13 protein-coding genes are annotated in these 13,451 nt (G+C 67.7%); 4 read left to right on the forward strand and 9 right to left on the reverse strand.

Features of this window, described 5'->3' with window-relative positions; all coding sequences use genetic code 11:
- Window positions 1-60 precede the first annotated feature (60 nt).
- Window positions 61-786 (forward strand): dienelactone hydrolase family protein, encoded by a 726-nt coding sequence (locus VQ065_RS13170; RefSeq protein WP_003087448.1) that lies wholly within the window; start codon window positions 61-63, stop codon window positions 784-786.
- 10 nt (window positions 787-796) lie between these two features.
- Here the strand turns inward: VQ065_RS13170 and panB are convergent, their stop codons facing one another.
- A complete protein-coding gene (gene panB, locus VQ065_RS13175) occupies window positions 797-1,618 on the reverse strand; it encodes a 3-methyl-2-oxobutanoate hydroxymethyltransferase (RefSeq protein WP_003087450.1) in 822 nt (273 codons plus the stop codon).
- A gap of 80 nt (window positions 1,619-1,698) precedes the next feature.
- Here panB and VQ065_RS13180 point away from each other — a divergent pair, with 80 nt between their 5' ends.
- Complete coding sequence (locus tag VQ065_RS13180) at window positions 1,699-2,481, forward strand: AraC family transcriptional regulator (protein WP_003087451.1); 783 nt, start codon at window positions 1,699-1,701, stop codon at window positions 2,479-2,481.
- A 10-nt stretch (window positions 2,482-2,491) separates the two neighbouring features.
- On the opposite strand, the gene VQ065_RS13185 is transcribed toward VQ065_RS13180, so the two are convergent.
- The 5 genes from VQ065_RS13185 to VQ065_RS13205 all read right to left on the reverse strand — a co-directional run bounded on the left by VQ065_RS13185 (window position 2,492) and on the right by VQ065_RS13205 (window position 8,150).
- Window positions 2,492-3,793 (reverse strand): cytochrome c, encoded by a 1,302-nt coding sequence (locus VQ065_RS13185; protein ID WP_003087453.1) that lies wholly within the window; start codon window positions 3,791-3,793, stop codon window positions 2,492-2,494.
- A 49-nt stretch (window positions 3,794-3,842) separates the two neighbouring features.
- The gene (locus VQ065_RS13190) at window positions 3,843-6,089 is read right to left on the reverse strand and encodes a xanthine dehydrogenase family protein molybdopterin-binding subunit (protein ID WP_003087455.1); all 2,247 of its coding nucleotides are present in this window, start codon (window positions 6,087-6,089) and stop codon (window positions 3,843-3,845) included.
- Window positions 6,086-6,577, reverse strand: coding sequence for a (2Fe-2S)-binding protein (locus VQ065_RS13195; RefSeq protein ID WP_003087458.1), 492 nt, complete (start codon window positions 6,575-6,577; stop codon window positions 6,086-6,088). Before VQ065_RS13195 ends, VQ065_RS13190 begins: the two co-directional genes overlap by 4 nt.
- A gap of 206 nt (window positions 6,578-6,783) precedes the next feature.
- Window positions 6,784-7,206, reverse strand: coding sequence for a MarR family winged helix-turn-helix transcriptional regulator (locus tag VQ065_RS13200; RefSeq protein WP_003087460.1), 423 nt, complete (start codon window positions 7,204-7,206; stop codon window positions 6,784-6,786).
- Window positions 7,207-7,244: 38 nt separating this feature from the next.
- The gene (locus tag VQ065_RS13205) at window positions 7,245-8,150 is read right to left on the reverse strand and encodes a substrate-binding periplasmic protein (protein ID WP_003087462.1); all 906 of its coding nucleotides are present in this window, start codon (window positions 8,148-8,150) and stop codon (window positions 7,245-7,247) included.
- Between VQ065_RS13205 and VQ065_RS13210 the strand changes: the two genes are divergently transcribed.
- Window positions 8,149-9,183 carry an amidohydrolase family protein gene (locus tag VQ065_RS13210; RefSeq protein WP_003087464.1) on the forward strand — a complete coding sequence of 345 codons (1,035 nt, stop codon included), beginning with the start codon at window positions 8,149-8,151 and terminating at the stop codon, window positions 9,181-9,183. The two genes, VQ065_RS13205 and VQ065_RS13210, sit on opposite strands and share 2 nt — an antisense overlap.
- A 68-nt stretch (window positions 9,184-9,251) precedes the next feature.
- Window positions 9,252-9,728 (forward strand): DUF3859 domain-containing protein, encoded by a 477-nt coding sequence (locus tag VQ065_RS13215; protein ID WP_003087466.1) that lies wholly within the window; start codon window positions 9,252-9,254, stop codon window positions 9,726-9,728.
- Between the two features lie 173 nt (window positions 9,729-9,901).
- On the opposite strand, the gene VQ065_RS13220 is transcribed toward VQ065_RS13215, so the two are convergent.
- The 3 genes from VQ065_RS13220 to fabB all read right to left on the reverse strand — a co-directional run bounded on the left by VQ065_RS13220 (window position 9,902) and on the right by fabB (window position 13,443).
- Window positions 9,902-10,342 carry a winged helix-turn-helix transcriptional regulator gene (locus VQ065_RS13220; RefSeq protein WP_003087468.1) on the reverse strand — a complete coding sequence of 147 codons (441 nt, stop codon included), beginning with the start codon at window positions 10,340-10,342 and terminating at the stop codon, window positions 9,902-9,904.
- Between the two features lie 104 nt (window positions 10,343-10,446).
- Window positions 10,447-12,072, reverse strand: a complete 1,626-nt coding sequence (locus VQ065_RS13225; RefSeq protein WP_003087469.1) for a methyl-accepting chemotaxis protein — start codon at window positions 12,070-12,072, stop codon at window positions 10,447-10,449.
- 153 nt (window positions 12,073-12,225) lie between these two features.
- The gene (gene fabB / locus VQ065_RS13230; protein ID WP_003087471.1) at window positions 12,226-13,443 is read right to left on the reverse strand and encodes a beta-ketoacyl-ACP synthase I; all 1,218 of its coding nucleotides are present in this window, start codon (window positions 13,441-13,443) and stop codon (window positions 12,226-12,228) included.
- Between the last annotated feature and the right edge of the window lie 8 nt (window positions 13,444-13,451).

A 13,451-nucleotide genomic window follows, 5' to 3' on the forward strand; every position in this document is an offset into this window, starting at 1 on the left:
CCCCGACAAAGCCCGCTTCGGCGGGCTTTGTCTTTTCCAACTCTCGCAGGAGCAGTACCCATGAGTGAGATTCGTGTAGAGCCGGTCGCCTACGACATCGATGGGCAGCCGTACGAAGGTCAACTGGTGTACGACGCCAGCCACGCGGGGCCGCGCCCGGGCCTGCTGATGGCGCCGAACTGGATGGGCGTGAGCGCCGCCGCGCTGGACATCGCCCGGCAGGTCGCCGGCCGTGGGCACGTGGTGCTGGTGGCGGACCTCTACGGCAGGGACGTGCGTCCGCAGAACGGCGACGAGGCGGGCGCGGCGATGATGCCGCTGAAGAACGACCGGGCCCTGCTGCGCAAGCGCATGCAGGCAGCGCTGGCGGCCTTGCGCGGACAGGCGCTCGCGGCTGTCGATACGACCCGCCAGGCCGCCTTCGGTTTCTGCTTCGGCGGTTGCTGCGCGCTGGAGCTGGCTCGCGACGGTGCCGAGCTGAAGGCCTTCGTGTCCTTCCATGGCACCCTGGATACGCCGGACCCGGCGCATGCCAGGAATATCAAGGGCGCGGTACTGGTCCTCGACGGCGCCTCCGATCCGCTGGTGCCGCGCGAGCAGTTGCCGGCCTTCGCCAGGGAGATGACCGATGCCGGCGTCGACTGGCAGCTCACCAGCTACGGCGGCGCGGTGCATTCCTTCACCGATCCGAACGCCAAGGTGCCGGGCAAGATGCACTATGACGCCAGGACCTCCCGGCGTGCCTTCCAGGCGATGGATGACCTGCTGGCGGAAGTCTTCGCCTGAGACCGCCGGCTCACTCGCGCATGGCGAAGCAATGCCTGGCCTCGGGGAAGCGCCTTTCGCGCACGTCCTCGGCGAAGCGCCGGGCCGCCTCGTCGATTTCCCGGTCGAGGCGCGCGTAGCGTTCGACGAAGCGCGGTACCTGTTCGCCGCTTAGCCCGAGCAGGTCCTCGCTGACCAGTACCTGGCCGTCGCAGGCCGGCGAGGCGCCGATACCGATGCAGGGGATCGCCAGTTCTTCGCTAAGGCGACGGGCCAGCGGCTCGCCTACGCCTTCGATGACCACCGCGAAGGCGCCGCCGCGCTGCATGGCGAGGCCGTCGCGGCGTACCCGTTCGGCGCTTTCCGGGTCACGCCCCTGGGCCTTGAAGCCGCCCATGGCGTTGACCTGCTGCGGCATCAGGCCGATATGGGCGAGCACCGGTATGCCACGGCGTACCAGGAAGTCCACGGTTTCTTCCATTTCCTCACCGCCTTCCAGCTTCACCGCCTGGGCGCCGCTGTCGGCCAGCAGGCGTGCGGCGTTGCGGAACGCCTGTCGGGGCGATTCCTGGTAGCTGGCGAACGGCAAGTCGGCCACCACGCAGGCGCGCCGGCTGCCGCGCATCACCGCCAGGGTGTGGGCGACCATCATCTCCAGGCTCACTCCCAGGGTACTGGGCATGCCATAGAGCACCATGCCCAGCGAATCGCCGACCAGCAGCAGGTCGGCGTGCGGATCGAGGAGGCGGGCCATGGGCGTGCTGTAGGCGGTCAGCGCCACCAGGCTGCCGGCACCCTTGCGGCGCTGGATATCGGGAACGGACAGGCGATGTTGCGGGCGATGACTGCTCATGGCGTGGCTCCGGTTTGTCTATGGGGAGCCACACGCTACCATCGGCCACGCACCGCTCACTCGACGGATGGGGACAACCGATGCCGCAAACGGGACAAGAACGCGAGCTGCCGCGATTCCGCAGCCTGCCCTGCGCGGTGTACCTGCGCGCCTTCGAGATGCCCGCCGGGCACCGGGTGGAGATGCACGACCACCCCTGGGGCCAACTGATGTACGCCGCCAGCGGCACCTTGCGCGCCAGCACCGAGCGGCACAGCTATCTGGTGCCGGCGCAGCGGGCGCTGTGGATTCCGCCGGGCGTCCGGCACGCCGCGGAGGCTTGCAACCCTGTGCTGTTCCGCAGTCTCTACCTGGATCGTTCGCTGCCCGGCGGTTGCCGGGTACTGGAGGTGTCCGGCCTGCTGCGCGAACTGTTACTGCGGGCGGCGGAATTTCCCCGTGAATATCCGCCGGGTGGCGAGGCCGAGCGTCTCATGCAGGTGGTCGCCGATGAGGTCGGGCGCCTTCGCGAGGCGCCGCTGAACCTGCCGTTGCCTGGCGACCCGCGCTTGCGCCGGATCACCGACGCGCTACAGGCGGATCCCGCCGATCCGCGCGGCATCTCGGATTGGGCGGGACTGGTGGGGGCTTCCCGACGGACCCTGGCGCGGCTGTTCCGCGAGCAGACCCAGTTGTCGTTTCGCGAGTGGCGCCAGCGCCTGCGTCTGCTCAACGCGGTCGCCGCGCTGGAGGAGGGCGCCAGCGTGACGCGGGTGGCCAGCGACCTTGGCTACGACTCCACCTCGGCGTTCATCAGCCTGTTCCAGCGTCATTTCGGCCAGACCCCCGGTTGCTTCGCCCGCTCCCTGCGCTTGCCCAACTGAGCCGCATGCTTCAGGGCGCCGCCTGTTGGCGCAGGCTTGCCGCCTTGGCCGCGAGGTCCGGCCAGGCGGGCTTGCCGGCGAAACGCTCGCGCAGGTAGTTGGCCAGGGCGGCGACTTGTCGGTCGTCGAGGCTATGGCGGAAGCCGGGCATATAGCCGAGGTCGCCGGTGGCCGGGCTGTGGATGCCGTCGAGGATGATCCGCAGCAGGTTGTCCGGGCTGTCCGCATGCACATTGCTGTTCAGCGCCAGGGATGGACGCACGCCGAAGAAGCGCGGCCCGTCGCCGTCATGATGGCAGGCCAGGCAGGCCCCGGCGAACAGGCGCGCGCCGCTGCCGCTGGGCGGTTGCACGCGGCCGTAGCCCTGCCGGTCGAGGCGTTGCGCCTGTTGCTGATCGGTTTCCCCGGCCGGGGCAGCGGCGTAGGACGCAAGGTAATGGGCCAGGGCCCGCAGGTCCTCGTCCGACTGCTTGGCCAGGCCTTCGCCGACCACTGGCGCCATCGGCCCGCTGGCGACCCCGTGGTAGGCCGAATAGCCGTGGCGGAGGTAGGCGTAGAGGGCCTCCTCGCTCCAGGCGATGGGCGCCGGCGAACTGGCGTTCAAGGCTGGCGCGGTCCAGCCCTCCGCCTCGCCGCCGGCGAAGTGCGCGCTGCCGGACTTTTCCGCGCCGAGCGCGTTGCGCGGCGAGTGGCAGGCGCTGCAATGGCCGAGGCCTTCGGCGAGATAGGCGCCGCGGTTCCATTGCTGGTTGCGCGTCGGCTCGTCGCGGTAGGCGCCGGGCTCCAGGAACAGCAGGTTCCAGCCGGCCATCAGCTGGCGTTGGTCGAAGGGGAACGGCAACTGGTTGGCAGGCGTTTCGCTGTGCACCGCCGGCTGGCTCATCAGGTAGGCGTACAGGGCCTTCAGGTCTTCGTCGCGAGTCCTGGTGAAGGCGGTGTAAGGGAACGCCGGATACAGGTAGCTGCCGTCGCGGGCCACGCCATGCCGCATGGCCCGCTCGAAGGCGGGGTAGGACCAGCCACCGATGCCGCTCGCGCGATCCGGCGTGAGGTTGCTGCTGTAGATCGTCCCGAACGGCGTCGGCAAGGCCCGTCCGCCGGCGTTGCGCGGGCCGCCTTCGCGAGTGTGGCAGACCGCGCAGTCGCCGAGGGCGGCGAGGCGTTCGCCGCGGGCGATCTGCTCGGCGCTGAAGGGACCGGGTGTGCCTTCCAGTGGCGCGATGGCCGGTTGCCAGGCGTAGCCGAGGGCGATGGCGGCGAGCGCGACGAGGCTGCCGGAGGCCCAGAGGCCGATGCGTGTTGCCTTCTTCATCTGTCAGTCATCCACTGCGCGGGGCGCCGCGGCGCCCCGGGGAAAAGGATCAGGCCTGCGCGCTGCGCAGCGCCGCGAGTACGCGTTCCGGAGTGAACGGCACCTGTCGCAGGCGCGCTCCGGTAGCGTCGAAGATCGCATTGGCGATGGCCGCGGCGCTGGGCACCGAGGCTGACTCGCCAGCGCCCATCGGTGGCTGCTCGGGGCGGTCGAGCAGCAGCACGTCGATCTCCGGCAGTTCGGGGAAGCCGAGGATCGGGTAGCCGCCCCATTCCAGGCTGGTGACGCCGCGGCGGTCGAAGGTGGCGAATTCCTTGAGTACCCGGCTGGTGGACTGGATGACGTTGCCGTGGACCTGGTGCCTGACCCCATCGGGATTGACCATCTGCCCGCAGTCATGGGCGACCCAGACCTTGGCGACGCGCACCGCGCCGTTCTCCGGGTTCACCTCGACGTCGACGATCCAAGCGGCCCAGGCGGCGCCGAAACCGGGAAACTTGCTGTGGAAGTAGCGCGCATAGGCGAAGCCGCGTCCCTTCAGCACGCCGTTCCGGCGCGCCTCTGGGTTGGGGGAGGTGCGTGGCTGCCAGCCGGCGCGGGCGACCAGGGCGTCGATCAGCGCCAGGGCGCGCTGGTCGTCCAGGTAGCGGCGGCGGAAGGCGATGGGGTCGATGCCGGCCAGGTGCGCCAGTTCGTCGGCGTAGGACTCATGGGCGAACACGTTCGGCAGCGCCGAGACGCCGCGCATCCAGGACGCGCGGACGATGGGGGCGGCGTCGTTGGCCACCACCCGCATCCGCGGGTAGCGGTATTGCGGGATCGCGGTGCGGTCGCCCATGTCGGCCACCTGCGGGGTGGCCGGGATCCGCCCGGTGAGGAGCAGGGCCAGGGTCGGCGCGCCGTTGGAGGGGTAGCAGGTGGCGAAGTCGTAGGCCGCCACCCGGCCTTGCTCGTCGAGACCGCCGCGGACCTCGATCAGTTGCGCGGTGCCTTTCGGTTCCCAGCCATGTTCCTGTTCGCGCATCAGTTGTACCCGCACCGGCCGGCCCACTGCCTGCGCCAGGAGCACGGCGTCGGCGCTGACGTCGTCGGCGCCGTTGCGTCCGTAGCAGCCGGCGGCTTCCATGCGGATCACCTCGATGTCCCCGGTCTCGCGCTGCAGCAGCCTGGCCAGGTCGTTGCGCAGGTCGTGCGGGTTCTGCGTGCCGGACCAGACGCGAGCGCGCTGCGCATCGACCTTGGCGAGGGCGCAGGAAGGGCCGATGGAGGCGTGCAACTGGTAGGGCCAGACATAAGTGGCCGACAGCGGCCGGGCGATGCCCGCGAGGTGCTGCTCGAGACCGGGCGAGTCGTGCAGCGTGCGTGGCTTCTTCGGATGCCGGCGAAGCGTGTCCTCGAGCCGGTCGGGTTCCAGCGGCGGCAGGCCCTGCCAGTCCTTCCAGCGCACCTTGAGCTGGCGCGCGGCGCGGATCGCCTGCTCCTCGCGTTCGCAGACCACGCCGACGAAGTCGCCGATCACGACCACCTTGACCAGCCCCGGCAGCCCGGCGACCGAGCTTTCGTCCACCGCCAGCAGGCCGCTGCCGAGCGGGGCGCTGACATCCGCGCCGGTATAGGGCGGGCGTACCACTCGCCCATGCAGCATGCCGGGCAGGCGCATGTCGTGGACATAGGTCAGTTGGCCGGTCAGCTTCGCCGGGATGTCCACCCGACGCACCGGCTTGCCGACCAGGCGGTACTCGCTGCGCGGCTTGAGCGGCGCCTTGCCGTCGATGTTCAGGTTGAAGCGCTGGCCTCGCAGCAACTCGCCGTAGCCGATCCGTCGCTGCGGATTGGCGGCGGCGAAGACCTGGCCGTTTTCGCTGCGCAGGCTGTCCGGATGCACCGGGAAATGGCTTCCGGCCTGGCGCAGGAGGAAGCGCCGGGCTTCGGCGGCGGCCTGGCGCAGAGGCACGGCGCTGACCTGGATGCTGGCGCTGGCGATGGTCGGCCCCTGGTCCGGTGTGCGACGGGTGTCGCCGAGGATCATCTCGACCTGCTCGAACGCGACGTCCAACTCTTCGGCGACGATCTGCGCCAGTGCCGTGCGGATGCCGGTACCAAGGTCGACGTGGCCGCAGAAGGCGGTGACCTTGCCGTCCGCGGCAATGGCGATGAACGAGTCGACCTGGTCCAGCGGCAGGTCGGTGGCGCCCTGCTCGGCAAGGGCGAGCAGCGGGGCGGGCAGGTTGACGGTGACCAGCAGCAGGCCGCCGGCCTTGAGGAAGCCGCGTCGCGAGGGATTGGCCAGGCTCATGCCGGGTGCTCCTCTTGACGCTCCTTCAGGCTCTCGGCGGCACGCCGCACGGCCTTGAGAATCTCCACATGGGTGCCGCAGCGACACAGGTTGTAGGCCAATTCCTGGCGGATCTCGCCGTCGCTGGGGTTCGGGTTGCGATCCAGCAACGCCTTGGCGGTCATCACCATGCCGTTGATGCAGTAGCCGCATTGGGCGGCCTGTTCGTCGATGAAGGCCTGTTGCAGCGGATGCGGATGGGCGGCATCGCCGAGTCCTTCGAGGGTAACTACCCGGCGGCCCACGGCGGCCTTCACCGGGGTGATGCAGGAGCGGGTGGCGACGCCATCCATCAGCACGGTGCAGGCCCCGCACTCGCCGAGGCCGCAGCCGAACTTGGGACCGTTCAGTTGCAGGTCGTTGCGCAGGACATAGAGCAGGGGGGTATCGGGGGCGACATCGAGGCGCAGGGACTGACCGTTGACGGTCAGGGCAAGGGCATCGCTCATGGCGGTTTCTCCCCATGCCGGGGGCATGGCTGTTCATCAGGCGGATGTCCCGTCGGCCGTGCCTGGTAGCGTGCGGCTCTGCGGGAATTTGTTTGTATACAAACATGTTATGGATGCCTGCGGCGAACTGTCAATGGCAGGCCGCTACGACGAAAGGCGCAGCTCCGGACGACGTAACGCGGAAAAAAAGATAGACCGCAATGGCCTCAGGTCAGGCGAGCGAGCAACCCGCGCAGGGTTTCCTGTTCTTGCGGGGAGAGGGGAGCCAAGGCCTGCCGGTTGATCTCGCGGGCGGCCGCCAGGCCGGCCTCGAGTTCGGCGCGTCCGGCAGGACTGAGGCTGACCAGCAGGCGCCGGCCGTCGTCCGGATCGGCGCTGCGCTGGATCAGTCCCCGTTTGTCCAGGCGCTCGACGACGCCCTTGATGGTCGCGGCGTCCATGGCGGTGAGCCGGCCGAGCTGGTTCTGCGGGCAGGGTCCGGTCTCGCCGAGGCGGACCAGGGCGGCCCACTGGGTGGGTGTCAGGCCGTTGCCGATGCCATTGGCGAACAACGCTGCATAGCGCTGGTTGGCCTGGCGCAGGATGAAGCCGATCTGGTCGTCGAGGCGGTACGGGGTGGTACGGGACATGCTGGGCATCGGTGGTGGCGTGAAGGCCTCATTCTAGCTCACGGCCGGTACCAGAGTGCCTCGCGCTGAAAAGGAGTTTTTCCTGGAAGATAGGGGTTTTTCAGCTCGATTATTCTCCGCTGCCGAAGGGCAAGCTTTTCCAGCCGCGTCTTGAAATGTCGCTCGAACAGCCGTTCGAAGCTACCGTCGGCAATCGCCTTCTCCAGGCCCTGGCGAATGGCCTCGGCCAGTTCCGGGCGTTGACGCGAAACGAAGAAATAGAAGGCCGCGGGGTAGTGCAGGGCCAGGTGCTGGTCGATCGCCAGGTGCAGCCCGGCGCGGGAGGCGTCCTCCAGTTCTCCGTCGATCACTACGACCTCGCGGGGGAAGACCTCGAAGCGGCCGGCATCGAGCATGCGGAACAGGCTCTCGTAGTTCTGGCTGGTCTTCACCTCCAGGCCGTTGGCGCGCAGGATCGGTGTGTCGGCCCAGTCCTGGCGCTGGCCGAAGCGCAGGCGGCGGAGATCGTCGAGGGTCCGCACCGAGGCCAGGAGGTCCTTGTTGGCGGCGCTGACCAGGGGAATGCGCCAGCCGATCAGGCCGCGATAGATCGGAATGCGGATCGGCAGCAGGGTCTCTTCCAGGTCGTCGCGGGACTGCGCCCACATCACCTGCAGGCCCGGATCGTCCTGCTCCAGGCGCAGTTGCGCACGGGACTGCGGCATGGGCTGCGCGCTGGGCTCCAGGCGGTAGTCGCCGCCGCTCCTGGCCAGCGCCAGTTGCAGCAGCTCGACGACGTAGGGCTCGGGGTTGCGCCCTTCGGAATGGCGCGGATAGATCAGCCGTTCGCCAGCCCCGGCATGCCAGGCCAGCAGGCCGAGCAACAGGGCCAGCCAGCGGAGCGGCGAACCCTGGCCGAGCGGCAGCGGTCTATGTTCACTCAGGCCTATCAGGAGGAATGCCATGGCTGGCCCCCGTACGCGTGCCCTGTTTTCGACATTGTTCGTCCTGTCCCTGGTGACATCCTTGACCCATGCCAGGGATTATCGCTACAGCGACGCTCACGTGCACTACGTGGATTTCTTCCAGGAAAGCGAAGGCATGCCGCGCCTGCTGGAGGCGATGGACAAAGGCCGGGTCGACCATGTGATGCTCAGCGGCGTCGCGGTCGCCAAGAAATGGCACGAGGACGAGCCGAAGCGGCCGCGCTACTACGCTGGCGACGATGCCGGAGCCTATTGGTACAGCGCCACCGACGTGATCGTGGCGGCGGCGGTGAAATCCCTGCCAGCCGAGCAGCGGCGGCGCGTGCATCCGTTCCTGACCGGTTTCAACCCGACCGACAAGAACGCCGACGCGCACATCCGTCGCATGCTGGAGCTGGACCCGGGACTCTGGCAGGGCATCGGCGAGATCTTTACCCGGCACGACGACCTCACCGCGCTGACCTACGGCGACGTGCCGAGGGCCAACAATGAGGCGCTGGCGCGGGTCTATCACCTGGCCGCCGAATTCGACCTGCCGGTGTTGCTGCACGCCAACGTCACTTCCAAGCGCGAACGCAACCCGCTGTACCTGGCGGAAATCGAGGAGCCCCTGCGCAATCACCCGCATGTGCGGTTCATCTGGGCCCATGCCGGGACCAGCATGGAGATCCATCGCCACCAGAAGAAACTGGACTTCCTCCTGCCGACCCTTGGGCGTCTGCTGCAGCGCTACCCGAACCTCTACATCGACCTGTCCTGGTCGGTGTTGCGCCCGTACCTGCTGGACGAGCAGGGCAAGCCCGACCCGCAGTGGCTGGCACTGGTCGAGCGGTTTCCGCAACGCTTCATGCTCGGTTCCGATGTGGTCGGCCAGTTCGACAGCCTGCCCGAGTTGATGGCCAGCTTCGATCCGTTCCTCGACGCCTTGCCCGAGCAGGTCGCTCGCCAGGTGGCGCGGGACAACTTCCTCGCAGTGCTGCCGCGCCAGCCCGCCGATCCGCGAGGCGAATAACCCGGATTCGTCATCAGTCTGTCATGCCGGCGTCATAGGCTCGCGCCAGTCCCATCCAGGAGTGAGTCATGTCCTTCATCCGTTCTTGCATCAGTCGTTCCGTCTTCCTGCTCGGCGCCGGCGTCGCCGTGGCGGCGCAGGCCGAGGTGCGTATCGACGGCCCCATCGAATATGGCGTGTTCGAAAGCCGCTACCAGGATTTCCAGCCCGGCGAACGGGTATTGACCCGTAGCGAGCAGAACATCCAGCAGACCACCGAAGTCCCGGCCAAGCTCGGCACCAAGTTCGGCATGCGTTATCAACTCAGCGGCAAGCAGGAAGGCGATACGCCTTTGACGCTGCTCTACCTCACCCCGGGCGTGGTCACTCCGGATGGCCAGCGGCATGACAAGTTCGAAGTGGTGCAGAAGCTGGTGCCGGGCGCGCCGACCGATGTCATGGCCTACGAATTCACCGAGCCGCACGAAGTGGTGAAGGGTGAATGGCGGTTGATGGTGTTCCAGGGCGATCGCCTGCTGGCGGAGAAATCCTTCGACGTACGCTGAGCGCGAGCCATGCAAAGCGCTGGTTTTCTTGTGTCGGGTGGATAACGCGGGGGCGCCATTCGCTCTACCGGGCAAGGGTTGCCTGCGTGCGGTAGGGCGAATAACCGCCCGCGGTTATCCGCCGTTTTGGCGGCGTACGCGCGGATGCCGATGGTAGCCTGTTCGTCCTTCGATCAGTCCCTGCTGACCCGGGTATCTTCCGCGGCGAGCGGACTGCCGTCGCCGGCGCGTACCTGCAGGCGCGGCACCGGCTGGCCGCTGTCGCGCTCGACCAGGCGGACATGGGATTCGTCCGGGGCGAAGAAATAGTCCTCGCCCCACTGCCGAATCGCCACCAGCAGGGGGAAGAGCGCGCGTCCCTTGTCAGTCAGGCGGTATTCCTGGTGACTGCCGCTTTCGGCCGGGACCGCCACCATCACGCCGTGCTCCACCAGGTTGCGCAGGCGCGCCGCCAGGATGTTCTTGGCCAGGCCGAGGCTCTTCTGGAATTCGCCGAAGCGCGTCAGTCCTTCGAAGGCATCGCGCACGATGAGCATCGACCAGCCGTCGCCGATCACGTCCAGCGGGCGGGCGACTGGACAACTGGCTTGCTTGTGGCTGGTGCGCTTGACCATCAGGGCGGCTCCGGAGGGGAGAGGATCGGGTTTCATGGTAAAACCCGGGCTCCACGCTGGGCAACCGCAGCAAGTGCGCCGCCGTGAGACGGCGCACGGCATGGTCAGACGACGAAGCGGGTGACCATGTTGTTCAGGTCGATGGCCAGTTGCGACAGTTCCTGGCTGGCGGCGGCGGTCTGGTTGGAGCCGGCGGACGTCTGCAGCGAGATGTCGCGGATGTTCACCAGGTTGCGGTCGACCTCGCGGGCCACCTGGGCCTGCTGCTCGGAGGCGCTGGCGATCACCAGGGTACGCTCGTTGATCTGGCCGACCCGCTCCGCGATCTCGTTCAGCGCCAGGCCGGCGGCTTCGGCGATCTCCAGCATGTTGCGGGCGCGTACGCTGCTGCTGTCCATGGCGCCGACCGCGGCGCCGGTGCCTTCCTGGATGTTGGCGATCATCTGCTCGATCTCGCGGGTGGATTCCTGGGTGCGATGGGCGAGGGCGCGAACCTCGTCGGCGACCACGGCGAAACCGCGGCCCTGCTCGCCGGCGCGAGCCGCCTCGATGGCCGCGTTGAGCGCCAGGAGATTGGTCTGTTCGGCGATACCGCGGATCACGTCGAGGACCTTGGAAATGTCCTGGGCCTTTTCCGCCAGGCCGCCGACCAGCGCCGAGGTATTGTCCACTTCTTCGCTCATCAGGCGGATCGCCTGGACCGTCTCCAGTACCCGCTGGCGTCCGTTCTGCGCCGATTGCTCGGAGGCGGACGAGGCGTCCGAGGTGGAGCTGGCGTTGCGCGCCACTTCCTCGACGGCGGCGGTCATCTCGTTGACCGCGGTGGCGGCCATCTGGATTTCGTCGTTCTGCTGGGTCAGCGAGCGGTTGCCCTGCTCGGTGACGGCGCTGAGTTCCTCCGCGGCGGAGGCCAGTTGGGTCGCCGAGCTGCCGATCTGCTGGATGGTCTGGCGCAGTTGTGCCTGCATGCCCTGGAGGGCGACCAGCAACTTGGCCGGTTCGTCGCGGCCAGAGGTGTCGATGCGGCTGGTGAGGTCGCCGGAAGCGATCACCTCGGCCACTCGCAGCGCCTCGCCGATCGGTTGGGTGATGCTGCGGGTGAACAGCCAAGCCAGTACCACGGTAGCGAGGCCGGCGACCAGCAGTACGCCGATCACTGCGGCGAAGGCGCTGTGATAGACCTCATCGGCCGTGTGGCTGGCCTGGCTGGCGCCCTTGACGTTGAAGTCGATTAGCGCCTGCAGTTGCTGCTGGGTGGCGCGGTACTGGTCGAGCAGGGTGCTTTCGGTGTACTGGCGGGTCTCTTCCAGCGGCTTGCTGCGCGACATCTGCACCAGGGTCTGCTGGCTTTGCAGGAGCGTCTGCCGGGTAGCCAGGTAGCGCTCGTAGATCGAGCGCTCGTCGGCACCACTGATCAGCCGTTGGTAGGCGCCCTCGCGATCGGTCAGTTCCTTGCCGATTTCCGTCATGCGGCTTTCCAGGAAGCGTTTGCTGCTGTCGTCCGCCGCCAGCACATGGGCCAGTTGCACCTGCCGCAGTTCGGCGAGCAGAACGTTCAACTCGGCGCTTTCGCGGACGCTAGGCAGCCAGTTGTCGCTGATGTCCGAAGAGGCTTCGTTGAGCGAACCCATTCGGTTCAGGGAAAAGATGCCGGTGATGACCAGCAGAGCGGTGATCAGGGCGAAACTCAGGGCGGCACGGGTCGCGATGGGCATACTGCGCAAAGACATGATGGCGGATTCCAGGGGGCAGGAGAGAGACGGGGCTGATCAGTTCTATCGGCAGGCGGGGCGCCAGGTTTAGCCCGTTCATGCAGTTCGGGTAAAGAAACGCTGGGTACAAAAAAGCGCCCCGAAGGGCGCTTCATGCGGCGATGGAGGGAATCAACCCTGCCAGCGCTTGAGGACCAGGGTGGCGTTGGTGCCGCCGAAGCCGAAGCTGTTGCTCATGACGGTATCGAGCTTGGCGTTCTCGCGCGTCTCGCGGAGAATCGGCAGGTCGGCCACTTCCGGGTCGAGTTCGTCGATGTTGGCGGAGCCGGCGATGAAGCCGCCTTCCATCATCAGCAGGCAATAGATCGCCTCGTGTACGCCGGCGGCGCCCAGCGAGTGGCCGGACAGGCTCTTCGTCGAGCTGATGGCCGGCGCCTTGTCGCCGAACACTTCGCGCACGCCTCGGATCTCGGCGACGTCGCCGACCGGGGTGGAGGTGCCGTGGGTGTTCAGGTAGTCGATCGGCGCGTCGACGGTGGCCAGCGCCTGCTGCATGCAGCGGATCGCGCCTTCGCCGCTCGGGGCGACCATGTCGTAGCCGTCGGAGGTGGCGCCGTAGCCGACGATCTCGGCGTAGATCTTGGCGCCGCGCTTGAGCGCATGCTCCAGCTCCTCGACCACCACCATGCCGCCGCCGCCGGCGATGACGAAGCCGTCACGCTTGGCGTCGTAGGCGCGGGAGGCCTTTTCCGGCGTCTCGTTGTACTGGGTGGAGAGGGCGCCCATGGCGTCGAACAGGCAGCTCTGGCTCCAGTGTTCCTCTTCGCCGCCGCCGGCGAAGACCACGTCCTGCTTGCCCAACTGGATCTGTTCCATGGCCTGGCCGATGCAATGCGCGCTGGTGGCGCAGGCGGAGGAGATCGAGTAGTTGACGCCCTTGATCTGGAACGGCGTGGCCAGGCAGGCCGATACGGTGCTGCCCATGGTGCGGGTCACGCGGTATGGGCCGATGCGTTTGACGCCTTTCTCGCGCAGGGTGTCGATGGCTTCCATCTGGTTCAGGGTGGAAGCGCCGCCGGAGCCGGCGATCAGGCCGGTGCGGGGGTTGGAAATCTGTTCCGGAGTCAGGCCGGAGTCCTTGATCGCCTGCTCCATCGCCAGGTAGGCGTAAGCGGCGGCATCGCCCATGAAGCGGAAGACCTTGCGATCGATCAGCTCTTCGAGGTTCAGGTCGACCGAACCGGAAACGTGGCTGCGCAGGCCCATCTCGGCGTAGGACGGATTGAAGCGAATGCCGGGCCGACCCGCACGGAGGTTGGCGGAAACGGTGTCTTTGTCATTGCCGAGGCAGGAAACGATGCCCAGACCGGTGATAACGACGCGACGCATGCGGATAA

The organism is Pseudomonas sp. KBN10P06128, assembly GCF_037574945.1.
In the GTDB taxonomy this organism is placed as follows: domain Bacteria; phylum Pseudomonadota; class Gammaproteobacteria; order Pseudomonadales; family Pseudomonadaceae; genus Pseudomonas; species Pseudomonas aeruginosa.